Origin of the sequence: Commensalibacter sp. M0133 (assembly GCF_016101485.1) — a bacterium.
In the GTDB taxonomy this organism is placed as follows: domain Bacteria; phylum Pseudomonadota; class Alphaproteobacteria; order Acetobacterales; family Acetobacteraceae; genus Commensalibacter; species Commensalibacter melissae.
This window is the reverse complement of the sequence record NZ_JACFQI010000001.1, coordinates 683,822-705,620: the sequence shown is the minus strand read 5'-3', so window position 1 is coordinate 705,620 and position 21,799 is coordinate 683,822. Positions and strand designations below refer to the sequence as shown.

Genomic DNA, 21,799 nt, shown 5'->3' with positions numbered 1-21,799 from the left:
AATGATAAATTTTATTTTTTAGAAATTGGTTTTATTTTATAAAATCAAATATTGTCTTAATCTACTTTAATTTTACAGTTAGAACGAAATCATGGCTGAATCCAAATCTACCGACCTGTATAGAGATACAGTTTTTTTACCTTCAACCTCATTCCCAATGCGTGGGCGGTTACCTCAACGGGAACCTGAAATTTTGGAACGTTGGAAAAAAATAGGATTGGATGAGGCCATTATCCGGCAATCGGATCAACGGATTTTGGAAGGGAAAAAGGTCTTTACCCTGCACGATGGCCCTCCCTATGCCAATGGACATCTGCATATCGGACATGCACTTAACAAGATTATCAAGGATGTGATTAATCGTTCCCACCGTATGAATGGAGAGGTTGTTCGATATATTCCCGGTTGGGATTGTCATGGTTTGCCCATTGAGTGGAAGGTAGAAGAGAAATATCGCAAGGCAGGTAAAAACAAGGATGATATCCCGGTATTGCAATTTCGGGCAGAATGTCGCAGCTATGCCCAAAACTGGTTGTCAATTCAATCATCCGAATTTCAGAGACTTGGGGTTCAGGCAGAGTGGGATCACCGATATGCAACAATGGATTTCAGTTCAGAGGCAGCCATTGTTGAAGAAATTGGTCGTTTTCTATTAAATGGCGGTTTATATCGTGGCCTGCGTCCTGTTATGTGGAGCCCGGTTGAAAAAACAGCTCTGGCTGAGGCCGAGATTGAATATCACGATCATACATCGACAACTATATTTGTAGCTTTTCCTTTTGTCAAAGATCCAACCCCCCAGCATTTATTGGAAAATGTCTCGGCTGTTATCTGGACAACGACTCCATGGACAATTCCTGCTAACCGAGCCATAGCTTATAATAACGATATAACCTATCAGATTATCAGTGTTAAAGCTGTTGACGCTGATTCCCACGTGTCCATTGGAGCTAATTTTCTTATTGCACAGGATTTGCTGGCCTCATTTTGTGAACAGGCAGGTATTACGGAATTCAAGGAAGAGGCATCGCTTGAAGGAAACGCGTTGGCAGGTGCAGTTGCAGCGCATCCCTTGAGGGGAAAAGGCTATGATTTTGATGTCCCTTTATTAGCAGGCGAGTTCGTCACGACTGAAGCGGGAACAGGATTGGTTCATTGTGCTCCCGCACATGGTGAAGATGATTTTTATTTATGTCAGCAACATCAAATTGGTGTAACGGAACATGTTGAAGATGATGGGCGTTACGCTTCGGATGTCCCTCTATTTGCCGGTATCCATGTTTTCAAGGCGGCTGAACCTGTCTGTGAAGAGTTAAACTTATCCAGAGATGAGGCAAGGAATGCAAACAAACCATTTACTGGTCTTGTTGCCCAATCCTCCATCGTGCATTCTTATCCTCATTCCTGGCGATCACGGGCCCCGATTATTTACCGTGCTACCCCGCAATGGTTTATAGCAATGGATGATAATAGAAAAATTCGTGAGAATGCATTGTCAGTTCTAGAGGATGTTACATTTGTTCCCGCACAAATCCGTAACCGTTTGACCAGCATGATTGCCTCGCGTCCCGACTGGTGTATTAGCCGGCAACGTGCCTGGGGTGTGCCAATCGCCGTTTTTGTCAATAAGGCAACCCGTGAGGTTTTAAGGGATGCTGAAGTTATGCAACGGATTATAGAAGCTTTCAAAAAAGAAGGTGCAGATGCATGGTATGATTCTTCTCCATCGCGTTTTCTTGGTGAAAATTACAATAGTGAAGAATATGAACAGGTGTTTGATATTGTGGATGTTTGGTTTGAAAGTGGTTCAACGCATGCTTTTGTCCTGGGTAGGGACAAACTTGATTTTCCTGCGGATTTGTATTTGGAAGGTTCCGATCAGCATCGTGGTTGGTTTCAGTCATCGTTGCTCGAATGTGTGGGAACACGTGGAGTTGCACCTTACAAGGCCATTGTCACTAATGGATTTGTAATGGATGAACAGGGACGTAAAATGTCAAAATCCCTCGGTAATGTTATTGCACCCCAGAATGTCAATGATGAACTTGGCGCAGACATTTTGCGTTTATGGGTAATGAACTCTGATACGAATGAAGATCTTCGAATTGGAAAAGAGATTTTAAAACAGCAAGGTGAATTATATCGACGTTTAAGAAATACGTTACGTTGGGTTCTTGGAGGTTTGGAAGGGTTTTCAGATAAGGAAAAACTTGATTATGAAGATCTTCCTGAACTTGAGCAATGGGTTCTGCATCGTATTTATGAAATGAATCAGGTTATTCAAAAAGCTATTCATACTCATGAATGGGTTGGGGTTTATCCTGCTTTACACTATTTTTGTACAAGTGATTTGTCGGCTTTCTATTTCGATATCCGCAAGGATTCACTTTATTGTGATAAAAAAGAGAATATACGTCGTAGGGCGGTTCGAACCGTATTGGATGTTTTGCATAGATGTTTATGCACTTGGTTGGCACCGGTGTTATGCTTTACTGCAGAGGATGCATGGGCTGCTCGCTTTGGTGAGAATGCGACTGTTCATTTGGAAGAATTTCCTCTCATACCTGTGAAATGGTCGAATGATAATCTGGCAAAACGTTGGATTCAATTACGCTCCATTCGTCGTATCATTACAACGGAAATTGAAAATATGCGTCGGGAAGGGATTATCAAGTCTTCGCTCCAAGCTGCTGTAGAATTGAATTTTTCAGAGGAAGAAGCTGCCTTGTTTGGCCATTATGACTGGGCTGAACTGGTTATTGTGTCCCGGGTTGATATCAATATTATACCGGGTTCGGCATCTTTGTATTCAGTGGAAACCAAACAGGGTGGAGAGGGTCATGCCGCACCTCGTATTCGGGTAGCTACAGGACATAAATGTGCACGTTGCTGGAAAGTACTCGATGAAGTGGGAGACAATTCAAGTTATCCAGAATTGTGCTTGCGTTGTATCGATGTTGTTTCGTAATATTTGGTTTAGGGATTTTCATGAATAAAAATTCCGTTGTCGTGCAAGTTAATCATTTGAAAAAATGGTATTGGGGATTGGGAATGCTGTTTCTGATATTCTTGCTGGACCAGATCAGCAAATACTGTATTCTCAATATAGTAAATTTGCCCCAAAAAGGTTCTGTTCCCGTGATTCCATTTTTCAACTTCACTATGGTATGGAACAGGGCAATTACTTTTGGCATGTTGGACCAGTTTGGTTCATGGGGATCCGTTATTTTTTCTGTTTCCGCTTTTGTGATTGCGGCAAGTTTATTCATATGGATGATTCGTGCCCGTAAAATCTGGGTTATCATGAGTCTGGGTGCCATTGTTGGCGGAGCGTTGGGAAATATCTTAGACCGTTTGCGCTTTGGCGCAGTGGTTGATTTTATTCACTTTCATGTTGCAGGGTGGTCATGGTATGTTTTCAATGTTGCAGATAGCGCAATTGTTTGTGGTGTGATTATCTTGTTAATGGATGCTTTTTTTGGTTGGGAAGAATAGTTTAATATGATACGAAATAGATTCATATTATTAACTATTATTGCTTTTACGGATTTTGTTAAGGAATAAGACGGATGATAATGCGTAAATCAGGTTTGAAATTTTTATTGCCCATGGGATCCCTAATCGGTATTGTTGTCTTGCTTTCTGCCTGTTCCGGTCAGGATGTTTCCCGTGCATTTGGTATCAAAAGATCAATGCCTGATGAATATACCGTTACGACTCGCGCGCCTTTATCAATGCCACCTAATGATAGTTTGATGAAGCCTGATGAAAATGGAGTCAGACCTCAAGAACAGTCCATACGTCAGCAGGCACTGGAAATTCTTTCTCCCGATGTTGCCTTGGAAGGCATGAAAGATGTTCCAAGCCAAGGTCAAACCCGGTTGATTCAGGATGCCAATCAATCAGCTGATCAGGAGCGTCATAATGAGTTGGTCACGCAGAATGGTTTTGTTGATCAGGTCATGTTCTGGAAAAATGGCAAGCCTTCAGATTTGGCTGTTGACAGTGTGGCTGAAAATAAACGATTGCATAATAACTTGAGTTTGGGTTTACGTCCTGATGACGGGGCAACACCAACGACGACACAAAAATAGGTTTTTTGACAAAAGAGGGTTATAAAAAAGATTTGCAATTCTCCAAGTCATTATTAGAATAATGATTATTCGCCCTTTATCCGAACATACAGTTAATTTAATTGCTGCAGGAGAAGTTATTGAGCGTCCTGCCGCCGTTGTTAAAGAACTTGTGGAAAACGCGCTTGATGCAGGGGCAGGCAGAATTGAGATCAATCTTGACAATGGTGGTATTGATCATATTCAGGTCATTGACAATGGTTGTGGAATAGAGGCTGATGACCTGCCTCTTGCGGTTTCAAGACATTGTACTTCAAAATTGTTTGAAGATGATCTTGTAAATATTAAAACATTGGGATTTAGGGGAGAAGCACTGCCTTCCATTGGGGCCGCCGCCCGATTGAAAATTATTTCGCGTGTCAAATCGGCGGAAAGTGCGTGGCAGATCTCGGTTGAAGGTGGTAAGATTGTAAACCCCAGTCCGTCCGCTGGTCAAATGGGAACACAAGTTGTTGTAGAAGATTTATTTTATGCGCTTCCTGCACGACGTAAATTCTTGAAAACCGCTCGAGTTGAATATAATCGGTGTGAAATGATTATACAGCGTTTGGCCATCTCTCACCCCGATGTTTCATTCACTGTTATAAAAGATGGTAAGACCGTTTTGAATCTACCGATTCAATCGCAAAAAGACCGTATTTTGGCAGTGTTTTCTGATATTCATGATGAAGAACTGATTATGTTGAATTTCGATCGGGGGGATTTGAAATTATCCGGTTTCATCAGTGCTCCATCTGTAAATCGGGCAACAACAAATGGTCAAATTATGGTTGTTAATGATCGGCCTGTTGCTGATCCAATAATGCAAATGGCTATTCGTGTTGGTTATCGTCAAGTTCTTGAAAAAGGACGTTATCCTGTTGCCGTACTTTTTCTGCAGCTACCCTTGGATCAGGTAGATGTGAATGTACACCCTGCCAAAACTGAATTGCGTTTTGCTGATGAAGCTGCAGTTCGAGCCTTGATAATTGGTAGCATTCAAAAGAGTCTGGCTATTGGTGCGGGAGTTGCAAATGTTAATCCTGAATCTTTGCATGTTTTTCCCACCACACAATATCATCCCAAAAAAGCTTCTATTCAATATCCCGCGTATCAGCAAAGAATGGGTAAGAACAATAAAGAATTTTTTCAAGAAGAAGATGCATGTGCCGGGGACAGTTTTGAATTGGGAGCAGGATTATCTTTCAAGGATGTTGGCGATACGTTATCAACATTACCTGATAAAAAATATCAAAAAACTACTGCAACCTTGCCTTTGGGATATGCCGTGGCACAAATTTTCAAAACGTATATTGTTGCGGTAACAGAACATGAAGAATTTGTCATTGTTGATCAGCATGCAGCTCATGAACGTTTAACTCATGAGGCATTACGTCAACAGTATTTAGAGGCTGGAATACAAACACAGCCTTTACTCATACCGGAAGCAATTGAATTTTCTGCTGTTCATTATCGTTGTCTTATGGGTTTTAAGGACAGTTTGGCCGATTTGGGAATAGAAATAGAATCTTTTGGTGAAAAAACGATTCTGGTCAGGGCTTTGCCACAACTTTTGGGAAGCATTTCCGCACAGTCGCTTTTGATTGATCTTGCTGAAGAATTGCAGGATAAAGAACAGATGTCGGTGAATGATATTGAATCTGTCCATACCCAACTTGATGCTATTCTTGCCAGAATGGCATGTCATAACAGTGTAAGGGCAGGCCGCTCTTTGAATGAGGAAGAGATGAATGCCCTTTTACGTCAGATGGAGGCCACTCCAAGGGCAGGAACCTGTTCACATGGAAGACCGACATGGCTGAAATGGAGCAAAAAAGATATGGAAAAATTATTTCATCGCTCTTAATAAATTGATATTAAGGAAAAATTAATTTTAAGTAATATTGACAAAAATAAAAACTTTCTGGGCAATATGGTCAGAAAGTTGTATATAATCGAACAATTGTTACGTTTAAATAGATTAAAAAAGAGAATACCGTGCATTCAGTACTGCTTACATTAGTAACGTATTTGCCTTTGCTTGGGGCTTTGGTCATCTTTCTTATGCGTGGATCCTTTGAAGAGGTTGCACGTACTTCCCGTTGGATTGCTTTATGGACAAGTATCATAACATTTGGTCTGTCAATTGTTATGTGGAGTGAATTTCATCCTCGACACGATGGATATCAATTTGAAATTCAAAATTCATGGATTTCGGGATTTGGTGTTTCCTATCATGTTGGCGTGGATGGGATCAGTTTATTTTTTATTATCCTATCAACTTTATTGACCCTGATTGGAATAATGGCCGCATGGCAGATGATCACGGATCGTATCCGTGATTATATGGTTGCTATTCTGGTGTTGGAAACGACATTGGTTGGCCTGTTTTCCGCCCTAGATATGGTTGTATTTTACTGTTTTTATGAAGCGACCCTGCTGCCAAGCAGCATGTTAATTGGAATCTGGGGAGGTCCGAAACGGATTTTTGCCTCTTTGCAATTCTTTCTATTCACGTTTGCTGGTTCTTTATTTATGATGATTGGGATTTTGTGGATATGGGTGAATACAGGTACCACGGATATTCCCGTTTTAATGCACGCATCTTTCTCACCTGCTGTCCAGGGGTGGTTATTGCTGGGTTTTATCCTCGCGTTTGGAGTCAAATTGCCTCTCTTTCCTCTGCATGCCTGGTTACCAGCCGCATATGTTGAGGGTCCGGCGTCGACCACCTTGCTGGTTTCTGGCGTCATGTCTAAGGCAGGCGCCTATGGATTATTAAGATTTTGTGTTTTAATGTTGCCTGAGGCATCTCACCGTTATGCAATGCTGATTATGGGATTGGGTATATGTGCGATTATTTATGGTGCAATAATCGCTTATAAACAAACAGATATTAAACGGATTATAGCCTATTCATCATTTTCTCATATGGGTCTTATTGCCATAGGATTTTTCTCTCTGACACCAGAGGGAATTGATGGCGCCTTATTACAGGTTCTTACTCATGGGGTAACTATTGCTGCACTTTTTTTATGTGTTGCCGCTGTCACCTATCGTATTGGTACAAGAGATATCGAGGCGTTTGGAGGTATCGCTAGTAAAATGCCCAAACTGGCCTTGCTTGGAATGATCTTTATCATGGCCAATGTTGGATTGCCTGGTACGGGTTCGTTTGTGGGTGAATTGCTGGTCATGATTGGAGTTTTACATATATCATTCTGGGTTGCTTTCCTGGGAGGATCAAGCATGATATTAGGTGCTGTTTATATGCTGGTCATGTATCGCAATGTCATATTTGGAAAAATTGTTAATCCGGTTATCAATTCAATTCGGGATCTAAACGCAAGAGAAATGACAATCTTGGTACCATTAGCCGTAATTATCCTGTGGATGGGGATTTATCCAAACAGTTTCTTATCGGTTTTTAATCCGGTAGTGACTGCCTTTACAAATTCAGACCGTATAGAAGAATTGATGAATCATGGTCATATTGTGGCCGATAATATTAATAATATGCACAGTATTTTTGTTCGCTAAGATTTGATAGTCTAAGCGAATATATTTGATTAATACCCACGTTGCCTCTCTTGGCTTATGCGTGGGTTTTTTTTATGATTTATAGTGATTATTTTAATAATTTTTTTAAAAGGTAAATTATGATCAAATCTGTTTCTGGCGAAGTGGCAATTGGAATTGATAAAAAAGGATTGCGTCAAGAAAGTGATTCAATGGGAAAAATAGAGGTCCCTGCGGATCGTTATTGGGGAGCACAGACAGAACGTTCCTTGCATCATTTCAATATTGGTGGGGATGTCATGCCGCGTGAGGTCTATCATGCCTACGGTATTGTTAAACATGCCGCCGCAGAGGTGAATTGTGAAGCGGGCCGTTTGGATGAAACGAAGGCAAAAGCAATCATTCAGGCTGCTGAAGAGGCAGCCGAGGGTGCGCTTGATGATCATTTCCCTCTTTGTGTCTGGCAAACGGGTTCAGGTACACAAACCAATATGAATGTAAATGAGGTGCTTGCCAATCGGGCCATTCAGCTTTTAGGGGGGGAGATCGGTTCCAAAAAACCTGTTCATCCCAATGATCATGTGAATATGGGACAGTCTTCCAATGATAGTTTCCCGACAGCTATGCATGTCGCTATGGTAATGGAATTGGAAAGGCATCTTTTTCCAGAATTACAAAAATTACATAATGCCATTGAGCATAAAGCTAAGGAATGGATGGATGTTGTAAAGATCGGTCGTACCCATTTACAGGATGCAGTTCCTTTAACCGTTGGTCAAGAATGGTCTGGTTGGGCTGCTCAATTAAAGGAAAGTTTACATCGTTTAAAATCAGTAGAGAAAGAATTGTTTGAACTGGCTGCAGGTGGAACAGCTGTTGGAACAGGATTGAATGCGCCAAAAGGTTTCTCCAAGGCGATTGCTAAAAAAATCGCTCAAATCACCAGCTATCCTTTTGTAACAGCGCCCAACAAGTTTGCCTCCTTGGGTGGACTTGACGCTATGGTGGCCACGATGTCTGCGTTACGTGGCGTTGCGGTTGTTCTATTTAAAATAGCAAATGATACTCGTTGGCTCGCTTCAGGACCACGATGTGGACTTGGAGAAATTCATTTGCCTGAAAATGAACCGGGGTCGTCAATTATGCCTGGAAAGGTCAATCCGACTCAATGTGAGGCAATGATCATGGTTTGCATGCAGGTCATGGGTCTTGATGCTGCCGTTGCCTTTGCTGGCTCACAGGGTAATTTGCAGTTAAATGTAACGCGTCCGCTGGTTATCATGAATACGCTACACGCCAGCCGATTGTTAAGGGATGCAGCTAAAGCCTTTCGTGAATTTTCAGTCGAAGGGACAACATTAAATAATGCGCGTATTCAAAAATATATTGATAATTCATTAATGCTTGTTACAGCTCTGGCACCTGTCGTTGGATATGATGGGGCGGCTAGAATTGCACATATGGGGGATGTTGAAGGATTAAGTCTTAAAGAGGCGGCTTTAAAATCGGGATTGATTGATGAAAAGCAGTTTGACGAGCATGTAAAACCTCGGTTGATGGCTGGACATGGTGTTGAAGGTGCCTAAATAAAAAGATTTAATTTTCTAGGCATCGATAAAATGTTTTAACAACGAATAGAAAGGAATTTAATAATTCCTTTCCATGGCAGATAAAACGAATATTTATAATATAATTGAATTAAATATCCAGTAAATCAACAGAACCGGCATGTTCCTGTATAAATTGGAAGCGCATTTCTGATTTTCTTCCCATTAAATCAGAAACACGTGTTTCCGTGACTTCTTTTTCATCATGAGGAATGATGACTTTCAATAGGATACGGTGTTTGGGATCCATTGTCGTTTCCTTTAAATCCTTGGGTGGCATTTCACCTAAACCTTTAAAACGAGAAACTTCAATTTTACCTTTTTTTTGGTTCAACCTTGATAAATTATGGTCTTTATCCTTATCATCCATGGCATAAATAATTTTATCTCCTTGGCTAAGACGGTATAAGGGTGGTTGAGCCAGATAAATTTTTTCTTGAAGAATAAGTTCTGGAAGTTCTTGATAGAAAAAAGTCATCAATAAAGAAGCAATATGCGCACCATCAACATCCGCATCTGTCATGATAATGATGCGACCATAGCGTAGTTTATCGATATCAAATGCGGAACCTATGCCACAACCCAAGGCTTCTATTAAATCTTTTAATTCCTGATTATTATTTAATTTTTGATTGGAAGCACTTGCAACATTGAGAATTTTACCTCTCAAAGGTAAAATTGCCTGAGTTTCGCGATTACGGGCTTGTTTGGCCGACCCTCCAGCAGAATCTCCCTCTACGATAAAGATTTCTGTTTGATTGGTATTAGAACTTGTGCAATCGGTCAGCTTACCTGGTAATCTTAAACGTTTTGTTGCGCTTTTTCTTACTGTTTCCCGGTTTTCTTTACGTTGTAAACGTTCTTCAGCTTTATCAAGAAGGAAAGAGAAAAGTTGATCTGCCTGATTTGGATCGGCTGCCAACCAGTGATCAAAACGATCCCGTAGTGCGGTTTCAACAAGTTTGGTTGTATTTTTTGAGCTTAGTTTCTCTTTTGTTTGTCCCTGGAACTCTGGATCCCGAATAAAGATGGACAATTTTGCCGCAAGAGATCCCAGCATATCATCAGAAGTGATGATTGAGGATCTTCTATTGGACCGGTTTTCCCCCCATGTCCGAATTCCTTTTAACAGGGCATTTTTGAAGCCCTGTTCATGGGTTCCACCCAATGGCGTCGGTATGGTATTACAAAACGATGCCAAACCGCTTTCACCTTTTTCCAGCCATGCCAAAGACCATTCAATTTTGCCTGTATTTTCACCTTTTGAATCATTGGGTAAATTGACGTCACCGGACCATATAGGACAGATCAACTGGTCCGAGTCGGTTTCTTCTTTCAAACTGTCTTCAAGTCCATTAGCAAAATGCAGGATTGTTTCCCTTGGAATATCAGTGTTATTCACTAATTCAGGATCACACGACCAGTTTAGGGTGACACCTTTATAAAGAAACGCCTTGGAGCGACACAGTTTATACAACTGTTTCGGTGAAAATTGCAGTTTGCCAAATATCTCGATGTCAGGAATAAAACTGATTTGGGTTCCTCTGCGATTTTGTATATAACCACATTCAATTAATGGAGTAATCGGTAATCCGCGTTCATAGGTTTGTTTCCACAGTATCTTATCACGGGCAATTTCGATTTCCATCCAAGAAGATAGGGCATTGACAACAGAAGATCCAACTCCATGAAGACCCCCAGCAGTATTATAGACTTTATTGGAAAATTTCCCTCCTGCATGAAGCGTGGTTAGAATTACTTCCAGGGCGGATTTATTTTTAAATTTTGGATGAGGGTCAACAGGAATTCCGCGTCCATTATCGCGAATGGTCAATTTGTTATCCTGTTCAAGTTTTATGTGAATGGTGTTTGCAAAACCGCCAACGACCTCATCCATGGCATTATCCAATATTTCAGCTGCCATGTGGTGCAGGGCGTTTTCATCCGTACCACCAATATACATACCAGGTCGCTTTCTGACAGGCTCCAAACCTTCAAGAACCTCTATGTCTTTGGCGTTATAATCGCTGGTAACAGATTTTATCCCTTTTACATTTTTCTTGTCTGCAAAATGGGTTTTAGAAGAATTGTTTGAAGAAAATAAATCGCTCATATAAGTGTATTTCGCATAAAAACACGTTTTTACAAAATGTTTTCTTCATGACTCTTAAATTTTGAAATTATTTCTTGTGAACTGCCGCTTTGCGTGTGATTCGTCTTTTTCTAACGACTTTGCCTTTTTTATGTGTTGCAGGTGCCTGACAGATTTCATAAGATGCTGGTTGGAGAATATCTTTTGCCTCTGCATATTGAGACAATTCACTTGCCGTTTTCAATGGTTTGATTTCATCAAACATGGACATTCTTTGAATGCAGAAAATTGTTCCCGCTTTAAGTCCCTGAGAGGATTGTACGTTGGCTAGCTGTGTGATGTAATCATCATATGCTTTTTGATATGCCTTTCCTGAGCGTTTTCCGTAACTTGACCGGAAATAACCCTTCAATTTAACTTCCTCACTGCTAACAATCGGGCGGAATTGATTGATAAAGGCGTTATATTGATTTTGAGCCTGACATGAAAGGGCTGTCACCATTAATTCGCTTTTCAAGCCTTCTATGTTAAAAGCTTCGTGAGAAGGGGAATTATTGCAAGTGGCCGTTGAAGCCCATGATGGATTCGAAAACATTCCCGCAGCGATTAATCCAGAAAAGAGAAAGCGTTTAACTAATAGAGACATTGAGTGCTCCAAATCGGATATGAACTAAAAAGATTGGTTGGGTAGTTAAAAGAATATTGGATTTATTCTATAAAAGTTTATTGCAGTTGTATATGACATTATTAAATCGGATATAACAGGAATTGTACATAATGCAATAGTTTATATTCACATTTTGCAATAATAAACGAAAATAAAAAAGTTAAAATTCATCTAAAATATCATAAAGTTATTGGTGATTTTGTTTTTATCTGGTAGTGATCTTTGTAAGTGGATGTGTAATTGATACAAAAGGTAGGAATAAATTCTTACATCTTTTTTACCAATCCGGGTTTAAACTGATATTCTCATCAAGTTTGTAATTGTAAACTGCCAAGTTATAGGTAGGATTTAATAAATGGAGGCTAGTTTCGTGCGTTTGCGTTCATCTTTTATTTTGGCTTCATTGGGAATTGCTTTGGCAGCTTGTCAACATAATCAGCAACCAGTGGCCCAACCCGATAGGGAGGCTGCCAATCCTTTTAAATATTCAAAAAAATCATCTGTTTGTCAAATAACACCTATAGTCAAAGAAGCGGATGGAAGTTGGAAAACGACGATGACAGTCCGCAGCGATGATGGTCAATGTGAATTCAATGTTGTGCAACCTGACTCCAAAAACAACTTCATCTCTTTTGGTATTGCAACTGTTCCTGAACATGGCAAGACATTTGTTTATAATTATGATAAAAGAACCTATATAAGATACACGCCATCTTTGGCATATGCAGGAACAGATAGATTCATTGTCAATCTTTTACATCAGGATGGGGGCAATAAAACGGTTTTGTCAGTAGATGTAACAGTAGACAATACAGGTGTTCAGATTCCTAAACCCGCTATAGAACCCGCGAACAAAAATACGACCTCTCGAAAAAAGGTAACACGTCATAGAGCTGTCTCCCATCATCGAAAAACCGTAGGAAAAGCTAAATGATGATTTGAATTTGCCATTACGTTAAATAGTAAAATTAATAGCTGTGGGACGAGGACGCTTCATTCCTTTTTCCTCGGCTTTTCTGATGAGATCTTGCATCGTTATTGAAGCTATTTCCTTCATGATTTTTTGATCAATAGATTGCCATAATGGTTTGATAACTTGTTGAAAAAGTGGAAACGTAAATTCTTCATATTTTTCTTTTTCATCAACCGAAATGGCCTTAATGATATCAGCGATTGAAAGTAGTCTTTTTGGTTTAGCCAGATGATACCCACCTCGTGGTCCACGAGTGCTTTCCAAGATTGAAGCTCTGGATAAAAGTTGTAAAATCGGTTCAATACTTCTTTTGGGTAGTTTTGTCCTTGAAGAAATGTCAGAAGCACTTACGGTATTATTGTGACTTGAGTAAAAGGCGATATCTGTTACAATAAGAATAGCGATAATGGCACGATCTTGTCTTAAGAGCATTAAATATTTTTCCTAAGGTTTTAAAGAAATATTTAGTTAATTTAAAATTTATATCCTAATATTAATAGTATATAATAATTATTTAAGATGAAAAATAGTATTTTTTATAAATAAAATCTGTGATGTGGAAATATTTTGCATAAATAGGTTATTTATAGCGATTATTATCCTTAATCAACGAGTAATGGGAATTGTTATGACAAAAAATAATCGTTTTGGGTTGGCACAACCTAGAGGTAAAATTTATAATTCTTTGATTGATACAATTGGTGGGACACCGCTTGTAAGGCCAGGAAATCTAATAAAGCAGGATAATATCGAAGCTGATATTTTATTAAAGCTAGAATTTTTTAACCCTTTATCTTCAGTCAAGGATCGAATTGCCGCCGCGATGGTATATCAGGCGGAAGAAGAAGGGATTATTAGTCCTCATAAAAGTGTATTAGTTGAACCAACATCAGGCAATACAGGAATTGGCTTGGCATTTATAGCCGCAGCGAAAGGTTATCGGCTGATCGTTACAATGCCTGAAAAGGCATCGATTGAGCGTCGAAAAATGATGCGTTTTCTTGATGCGCAGGTTGAACTGACCCCAGGTCATCTGGGAATGGCTGGGGCAATTGCTCGAGCAAAAGAAATTGTAGAAAATACACCTCATGCCTGGATGCCAAAACAATTTGAAAATCCCGTGAATCCACTTGTCCATGAGTATACCACTGCGGAAGAAATCTGGCAGGATACGCAAGGAAAAGTCGATATTGTTGTTGCCGGTATCGGAACAGGTGGAACCATTACAGGAATTGCCAGAGGATTGAAGAAACATAATCCAAAGGTGGAGATATTTGGTGTTGAACCTGCAGAAAGTGCTGTTCTTAACGGAGAAGAGCCTGGTCCTCATGGTATTCAGGGAATAGGGGCAGGATTTAAACCAGGTATTTTGGATACCGATTTACTTAAACAGGTTCTGATGGTTTCAGAAAGTGACGCTCTTGCCACGTCAAGACGCGTTGCTCGATTGGATGGTATTCCTGTGGGTATTTCTTCAGGTGCAGCTCTGTTTGCGAGTATTCAGTTGGCAGCCCGTAAAGAAAACAAAGGTAAAGTCATTGTAACGATTGTTCCTTCATTTGCGGAACGTTATCTATCAACACCTTTGTTCAATGGATTGGTTTAAATCCTTATTTAAAACCGTATCGTAAGGGAAATCCGGAATATGTGATATTCCCTCCACGATGAAACTATTTAGCGTAAAATTATTTCCACACGTCTGTTACGTGCCTCCCTTACATTGGGTCCTGTTTGTACTCGCAAATTTTGTGATCCATATCCATGTATATCAATATTGCCGGCCGGAACACCATTTCGTATCAATTCGGATCTGATTTCCTTGGCTCTTTTTAGGGAAAGTTCGATATTGTATTTTTTTCCCTTAATGTCAGGACTAGCAGATGTATCTGTATAACCATTCGCTTCAATACGGGTGTTTTCCACGTTATTGTATGCTTGGGCAGCCTCTCGGACAATAAGTCGCGCTCGATTACTCAGGCTGTAACTATTCCAGTTAAAAAACACAAGATATAATCTTGATTTTCTAGCCTTAGGAACTACAGGGGTTTCATCAACAGGTGCTGCTGGAGGAGGGGCAGGGTTAAATTCATAACGTAACCCGAGTAAAATGGAATGGTTAAAATAGGTGGTTGTATCCCGATTGCCTTTAGTATGACCATAAGGATGGGTAATGTTTCTTCCTCCTTGGGTACCCCATACATCGGCGGTATGACTTTGGGGTGCCAGCATTGTCCAGAATCGATATTCTGTAATGAAGGACAATCCAACAATCCAAGGGGTTGGAAATGATAGCCCTCCAATTCCCTGGTAAGCGAATTGTCCGAATGTACCTCCCATGTGTTCAGTAAGACGATGATCCGAGGTGCGAAGTTTTACTCCATTCATTGTAGACCATCCATAACCAATCCCCGCACCGAAATATGGAAATATATAAGGGCTTCCCACATCCATATCAAAAAGGGCGTTAACCATAAATCCATAAGTTTGCTGGCGTCCCTCACCACGGGCTTTATAGGAACCGAGATTTTGATATTTCAAGGGATTGTTGCGATAATTTCCCTCCACTTCAACTCGAAAACCGTTTCCAAGACCATATCCTAGACTCGTTACTGCAGTGGCCCCTGGTGTATATTTATCGCGACCATCAGGCATAATGGGATTTTGACGCACAACTTGATCTTGATTGATACTAAGCCCGCCAGCACCCGTTACATACAAACCTTTAACCGGTTGTGCTTTTATCGTGATTGAGGGTATGAGAAAAGTGGTTAAACATAAAAGGGTAGAAATATTAAATATAGATGCAGCAAATAGAGGGAATTTCAAACTCATCTTAATTTTTCACTCCTTAAATCTAGCTATCAGCTGCAAATTGTTTTAGTAAAATATTCTTCGAACTGAAATACCCTTTTTTTAGTGAAGAAAGAAGTAAAAAAAATTTTTTGTTCGAAAAATATATCAAATGTCATTGAAACATCACATGGTTTAAATTTACTTGAATAGAAGCAATATACTATTTTCAAACTTAAATAAATACAAGAGAGCAATTTTTAATTGTTATCATTTAGCAATGTAATAATCAAAAAAAATATCAATACCGTGAAAAATCCAATTTGGTTGTCTATACAACTTAATCATTATCATTCGGGATCATATCAAGTGCTTTTTGGTAAAGCTTTGGGTTAAGAAGCAAATCATCGGCAATCTCAAGATCAATATCTGAACCGATGGCAGGGGGACAGGCATTTCTAATTTGAAGAATGTCCTTTGCTTCAACCGGAAAACGTGATTGTCTAGAAAAGATAACATCACGTGCATAGGAAGATTGATCATTAATTAATTCATTCATTTGTTTTTGAGTGAATTTAACTCCACGACTTGTGCATATTTGCGGAATGATGCCCAAGCCCTGGATTGGCCATCCCAAGGGGGCAATAACCCTGCTCCATGTAACGAAGAGCTCTCCTCCATCAGGTAATTGTGCAATGGTTTGTACAAGACCTTTACCCAAAGTTGTGCTGCCGATTACGACGGCTCTCTTATGATCGGATAACGCAGCGGTTAAAATTTCGGCAGCACTTGCAGTTCTGCCATCAACCAAAATAACAATGGGAACATTATTGGTTATGTCTCCTCCCTGTACTGCCCATACGTGATTGGACTCTTGATCTCGTCCTTGTGTCGTTGCTGCAATACCATGATCCAGCAATAATGCAGAGCTTGTTATGGCCTGTTGCAAAACACCTCCTCTATTTCCTCTGAGATCAAGAATCAGGCCCTTTAATTTCATATCTTGAACAGCTTGATCAAGATACTGATTGATTTCTTCCGCAGTGAAAGTTGAAAAGGAGGTTATTTTCAAAATAATTATGTTATCATTTGTAAATGCAAATACGGTCGCTGGTGGAACAATTTCTCTTTTCAAATGTACGATTCTTGTTTTTTTTCTACCGTGTGAGCCCAAGACAAGAGTCAAAGATGAATTGTTGCTGCCCTTTAGCCAGTTATTAATTGTATCAACAGATTGTTTATAGGTACGTTTGCTATCTATTTTATAGATACGTTCACTTACGTTAAGTCCTGCTGACCAAGCGGGACCATTGGTATTGATAGAGCTGATAACGATATAGTTTTTATCTTTGGAGATGGTAATTCCGATATTTGCCTCACCATCTCCTCGTTGATTACGATCCGTGGATGCAAAATTGGGAGCGACATATCTTGAATAGGGATCCATATGATCAAATAATTCATCAAAAAAAGCTTGGGTAAGACCTTGATTGTTTGCCAATTGAATTAAATTGGAATTTTCCCATCCCTTGGTAGAAATATCCGTTATGGTCTTTGCCCATTGGGGTATATCGTTATCTGCCGGCAAGGGATAGTTAGCTAGAATTTTTTGAGACTGTTGAAGAACAAGCTTATCTTCGATTTCATGAATTGATAAAGAGGGGTCAACGGCATTTAAGCCATTCAGTCCCCATAAAGACAATTCTTTTATCGTATGTTCTTCCAGTATTCTGGGTTGTAGAAAAGTCAATGCGGTGGCGATGACATTTTCGTAGCTATGTTGATTAAACGGGGCGATATCTTTTGGTTTTGTGGATGTAGTGGATTGTGCGTATATAGGGGTATAGGTATTAAATGCAAGAATTATATACAGACAATAAAATAAAGGTTTGTATTTTTGCAAAATGAAATATAGAAAACATATCGCATTTTGCGTCAGTCTAAAGGAACAGAAATGTCGTATTAGGAGGAAAATGATTGTTCTCCAAAGACAATAAAATATTTTAAATATAAGGTTAGCCAATATTAAAAAAGCTATAGCAACTTTAAGATTATTAAAACCTAAATATAAAAATAACAAAATCTGTCACGTAAAAAACACAATAATCTAGTTAAAAATCATATTATTTTTTTGTTTTTTTTACTGTTTTTTTCTTTTTTGTTGGCGTTTTCTTTAACTCTTTTCCTTTTTCTTCGAGAAGTTTCAATGCGTCCTCTAGGGTTGTATTATCTCCGTTATCACCTTTTGGTAGGGATGCAACAGATTTTTTATGCTGTATATAAAATCCGAAACGTCCTTTTCTTAATAAAACAGGTTCCTTATCTTTTGGATGAAGCCCCAGATTACGGATAGAAGCCATTTTTTTTGCAAGAACCTCCAAGGCTCGATTCAATCCTACTGATAAAATATCTTCATTTTTATCCAAGGCGGCAAAAATATTTCCCATTTTGATATAAGGGCCAAAACGTCCCAATCCGATTTCGATTTTTTCACCTGTCTCAGGATATTCTCCAAGTAATTTTGGAAAAGATAACAGAGCAATGGCCTGATCCAGGGTAAGTGTGTTTCCATCAATATTATTTGGAATAGCGGCACGTTTGGGTTTGATCTTTTTATTTTCAGGATCAGCCTCACCAGATTGTATATATAATCCGTAAGGTCCTTTACGAAGTGAGATTACTTCATTATTTTCTGGATTATTTCCAAGGATTTTGCTGCCTTCTTTTAAAATCTCATTATCTTCTTGATCAGCATTATCCAGACTTAACTTTCTAGTATATTGACATTCAGGATAGTTGGTACATCCTATAAACGCCCCATAGCGACCCAGTTTTAGATGAAGTTTGCCATTTTCACAGGCAGGACATTTTCTGGGGTCGGACCCGTCCGTTGTTTCGGAAAAGAAGTGAGAGCCAAGATCATGATCAAGCGCATCAATAACATCAGAGATTTTCAGTTCTTTTGTTTGCTCGATGGCATTGGAAAAATCGTTCCAAAAATCCTGTAAAACTTTTTTCCAATCTATTTTACTATCGGAAATTTCATCAAGTTGTCCCTCTAACGTGGCGGTAAAATCGACATCAACATAACGTTTAAAGAAAGATGTTAGAAAAGCAGTAACCAAACGTCCACGATCCTGAGGAATAAAATAACGATTTTCAAGAGTAACATAACCTCTGTCACGTAAAACCCCGAGAATGGATGCATAAGTGGATGGACGACCAATACCCAGTTCCTCCATCTTTTTAACAAGTGAGGCTTCACTATAGCGTGGAGGAGGTTGAGTAAAATGCTGACTAGGCAAAATTTCTTTGGTTTGAAGAGTCTCTTTTTCTCTTAAGGGGGGTAGGAGTGACCCTTTGTTGTTTTTATTTTCCGCCTCATCTTTATCTGTATCATCAAAACTTTCTGTATAAACTTTTAAGAAACCCTCAAATGTTATTGTTGATCCCGTTGTTTTAAAGCAATTTTCCTGCTTTTCATCTGTTATTGTTATGGAAATTTGATCAAGTTCTGCGGATTCCATCTGACTGGCAAGAGCTCTTTTCCAGATAAGATCGTAAAGCTGTTTCTGATCAGCTGTTAAATAAGAACTGATTTGTTCAGGAGTGAAATTGATATGTGTAGGTCGTATGGCTTCGTGTGCCTCTTGGGCGTTTTTTGCCTTACTTGTGTATTTGCGTGGTGATTTTGGTACAAATTTTTCGCCATATTCGGTATTGATATGATTACGAATGGCCTGAATTGCTTCATTTGCCATTTGTACTCCATCGGTTCTCATATAGGTAATCAAACCAACGGTTTCCCCCTTGACTTCAATTCCCTCATAAAGTTGTTGTGCGGTACGCATCGTGTTTTGTGCGCTCATTCTTAATTTTCTTGATGCTTCCTGCTGTAATGTCGAGGTGGTAAAGGGGGGGGATGGATTCCTTCTTGTTTTTTTTCGCTCTATGGTACGAACGCTAAACTGTTGATTATTTAAATATGTACAAGCCTCTTTTGCCAGATTTTTCGTGTTTAGATCAAATTGTTCAAGTTTTTTGTTTTTTAAATGGGTAAGTTTTGCCGTGAAATCCTTATTGGATGAAGAGATAAAAGTGCCATGAATGGTCCAATATTCTTTGGATTGAAAAATCTCGATTTCAGCTTCACGTTCGCATACAAGACGCAAGGCAACAGATTGGACTCGTCCTGCACTTCGGGATCCAGGTAATTTTCGCCATAAAATTGGTGATAATGTAAAGCCTACCAGATAATCAAGTGCACGTCGTGCAAGATATGCTTCAATCAAAGGTTGGTCCAGTTTCCGGGGATGTTGAATAGCGTATTGAACTGCCTGTTTGGTAATTTCATTAAAGGTAATACGCTCGACATTAATATTTTTAAGTAATTTCTTTTCATTCAGGATGGATTGGACATGCCAAGAAATTGCTTCCCCCTCACGATCGGGGTCAGTGGCAAGATAAAGTGTTTTGGCATTTTTTAAGGCCTGGGCAATCGCCTTGATCTGCTTGTTTCCACGTTCATCCGTTTCCCAATCCATGGCAAAATTTTCAGTCGGCCTAACACTTCCATCCTTCGGAGAAAGATCTCGGACATGCCCGAAAGAGGCGAGAACAGTGTATTTGTTTCCAAGATATTTATTTATGGTTTTGGCCTTGGCAGGCGATTCAACAACGATGACGTCTGTCATTTTCTCTCCAGACGGATTAGTAAAAATGAGTTCTTCAATTAGAAACAGAATACTATCTTTTCTTTAGTAAGAAGCAACTGCTATTTTGGTTTTTAATTAATTTTTTAAATGGATGTGATTTACATATTAAAACGAAAATGGAAAAAAAATTCAAGAATTCGTTTGATTTCCTCATTTTAAAATATAGCCATTATGGCAAAGAAAAATTTTTTGCTGGATTTCAAGCAAGGTAAGAGCACTCTGAATTTCATTGGTAGGGTAATGAACATTTCTCAAGATTAGATCGATATGTGTAGGAGTGGCAGAAAGCAGGAAGAGAATATCATCTTCAATTGTTCTTGAATTGTTTTTATCAGGTATATTGACCTGTGGAGGATTCTTGTTCTGGAGGGATATGTTTTCAGCTGCGGGAGAATAGGTGAAAAGATCTGTATTGGAAGGGGTGTTTTCTTGGATAAGGGGATGGGGGAGTTCGGATATTATATCCATGGCATTTTCTGTTAATATAGCCCCCATTCTAATCAAGTTATTGCTTCCTTTACAACGTGGGTCAATGGGAGATCCTGGTACTGCAAAAACGGGACGGTTATAATCAAGCGCTTGTTTAGCCGTGATAAGACTGCCGGAATGCTGGGCAGCCTCAATGACAATACATCCCCAGCTCAATCCGGCAATAATACGGTTTCTGCGTGGAAAATGCATGGCTTGAGGTTGGGTTCCAATAGAAAATTCAGTTAAAACAACTCCTTTTTCTGCTATTGATTTTTGAAGGTCTTTATGTTCTGTTGGATAAAATATATCGATTCCACAACCAATTACGGCAATGGTGAAACCTGTGTATAAGGCTCCTTTGTGAGCTGCTTTGTCAATACCTCTGGCTAGACCAGAGGTTATGCCAATTTGATGTGCGGACAGATCAGCCGCAAGATTTTCTGCCATTTTAATGCCATGTATAGAAGCATTACGTGCTCCGACAATAGCAACATTTCTCTTTTTTAATAACTCGATATTGCCCATGGCAATCAAAATAGGAGGGGCATCTTCAAGCATATCAAGCAAGGGTGGATATTCCAGAGTTCCACGAAGAACGAATTGTCCCCCCAATTCAAGTGTTTGATCAATTTCTCTATGAAGTATTTTATTATCAGGAACTTGAAATTTTTTTGTTGAATCTTTTGAACGTTTTAATTTTGGTAAAATTTCCAAAACAGCTTCAGGGGTTTGATAATGGTCAAGTAATTGTCGATAACGAATTCCACCGATCCCTTCCGTTCTGGCAATTTTTAAATATGGAAGTAATTGTTTTACAGATAGGGTGGAAGATAATGGTTTCTTGGACATTTAA

15 protein-coding genes are annotated in these 21,799 nt (G+C 39.4%); 8 read left to right on the top strand and 7 right to left on the bottom strand.

What is annotated here, in order from left to right; all coding sequences use genetic code 11:
- Positions 1-91 precede the first annotated feature (91 nt).
- From ileS to fumC, 6 genes are all read left to right on the top strand, one after another.
- Positions 92-2,968, top strand: coding sequence for an isoleucine--tRNA ligase (gene ileS / locus H3T46_RS03165; protein WP_198197371.1), 2,877 nt, complete (start codon positions 92-94; stop codon positions 2,966-2,968).
- 20 nt (positions 2,969-2,988) lie between these two features.
- The gene (gene lspA, locus H3T46_RS03160; protein WP_198197370.1) at positions 2,989-3,495 is read left to right on the top strand and encodes a signal peptidase II; all 507 of its coding nucleotides are present in this window, start codon (positions 2,989-2,991) and stop codon (positions 3,493-3,495) included.
- A gap of 80 nt (positions 3,496-3,575) precedes the next feature.
- On the top strand, positions 3,576-4,094 hold the full coding sequence (locus H3T46_RS03155; RefSeq protein WP_232347480.1) for a DUF3035 domain-containing protein: 519 nt from the start codon (positions 3,576-3,578) through the stop codon (positions 4,092-4,094).
- A gap of 61 nt (positions 4,095-4,155) precedes the next feature.
- Positions 4,156-5,979 (top strand): DNA mismatch repair endonuclease MutL, encoded by a 1,824-nt coding sequence (gene mutL, locus H3T46_RS03150; RefSeq protein WP_198197369.1) that lies wholly within the window; start codon positions 4,156-4,158, stop codon positions 5,977-5,979.
- A 131-nt stretch (positions 5,980-6,110) separates the two neighbouring features.
- Entirely contained in the window at positions 6,111-7,652 is a 1,542-nt protein-coding gene (locus H3T46_RS03145; RefSeq protein ID WP_198184618.1) for an NADH-quinone oxidoreductase subunit M, read from the top strand.
- A 119-nt stretch (positions 7,653-7,771) separates the two neighbouring features.
- Positions 7,772-9,217 (top strand): class II fumarate hydratase, encoded by a 1,446-nt coding sequence (fumC, locus tag H3T46_RS03140; protein WP_198184619.1) that lies wholly within the window; start codon positions 7,772-7,774, stop codon positions 9,215-9,217.
- Positions 9,218-9,329: 112 nt separating this feature from the next.
- On the opposite strand, the gene parE is transcribed toward fumC, so the two are convergent.
- Together parE and H3T46_RS03130 are read right to left on the bottom strand one after the other, a co-directional pair.
- A complete protein-coding gene (parE, locus tag H3T46_RS03135; protein ID WP_198197368.1) occupies positions 9,330-11,351 on the bottom strand; it encodes a DNA topoisomerase IV subunit B in 2,022 nt (673 codons plus the stop codon).
- A 67-nt stretch (positions 11,352-11,418) separates the two neighbouring features.
- Entirely contained in the window at positions 11,419-11,976 is a 558-nt protein-coding gene (locus H3T46_RS03130) for a hypothetical protein (protein ID WP_110438271.1), read from the bottom strand.
- 376 nt (positions 11,977-12,352) lie between these two features.
- On the opposite strand from H3T46_RS03130, the gene H3T46_RS03125 reads away from it, so the two are divergent.
- Positions 12,353-12,931, top strand: a complete 579-nt coding sequence (locus tag H3T46_RS03125; protein WP_122123799.1) for a hypothetical protein — start codon at positions 12,353-12,355, stop codon at positions 12,929-12,931.
- 21 nt (positions 12,932-12,952) lie between these two features.
- Here H3T46_RS03125 and H3T46_RS03120 read toward each other — a convergent pair whose 3' ends face one another.
- Entirely contained in the window at positions 12,953-13,402 is a 450-nt protein-coding gene (locus tag H3T46_RS03120) for an Rrf2 family transcriptional regulator (protein WP_110438269.1), read from the bottom strand.
- A 196-nt stretch (positions 13,403-13,598) separates the two neighbouring features.
- Here H3T46_RS03120 and cysK point away from each other — a divergent pair, with 196 nt between their 5' ends.
- A complete protein-coding gene (gene cysK, locus H3T46_RS03115; protein WP_110438268.1) occupies positions 13,599-14,576 on the top strand; it encodes a cysteine synthase A in 978 nt (325 codons plus the stop codon).
- 68 nt (positions 14,577-14,644) lie between these two features.
- On the opposite strand, the gene H3T46_RS03110 is transcribed toward cysK, so the two are convergent.
- From H3T46_RS03110 to dprA, 4 genes are all read right to left on the bottom strand, one after another.
- Positions 14,645-15,802, bottom strand: a complete 1,158-nt coding sequence (locus H3T46_RS03110; protein WP_198197367.1) for an OmpA family protein — start codon at positions 15,800-15,802, stop codon at positions 14,645-14,647.
- Positions 15,803-16,100: 298 nt separating this feature from the next.
- Complete coding sequence (locus H3T46_RS03105; protein ID WP_232349940.1) at positions 16,101-17,663, bottom strand: S41 family peptidase; 1,563 nt, start codon at positions 17,661-17,663, stop codon at positions 16,101-16,103.
- A gap of 220 nt (positions 17,664-17,883) precedes the next feature.
- Positions 17,884-20,454: a type I DNA topoisomerase gene (topA, locus tag H3T46_RS03100; protein ID WP_198197366.1), complete on the bottom strand. Its 2,571-nt coding sequence runs from the start codon at positions 20,452-20,454 to the stop codon at positions 17,884-17,886.
- A 171-nt stretch (positions 20,455-20,625) separates the two neighbouring features.
- Positions 20,626-21,795, bottom strand: coding sequence for a DNA-processing protein DprA (gene dprA, locus H3T46_RS03095; RefSeq protein ID WP_155580658.1), 1,170 nt, complete (start codon positions 21,793-21,795; stop codon positions 20,626-20,628).
- Positions 21,796-21,799 lie beyond the last annotated feature (4 nt).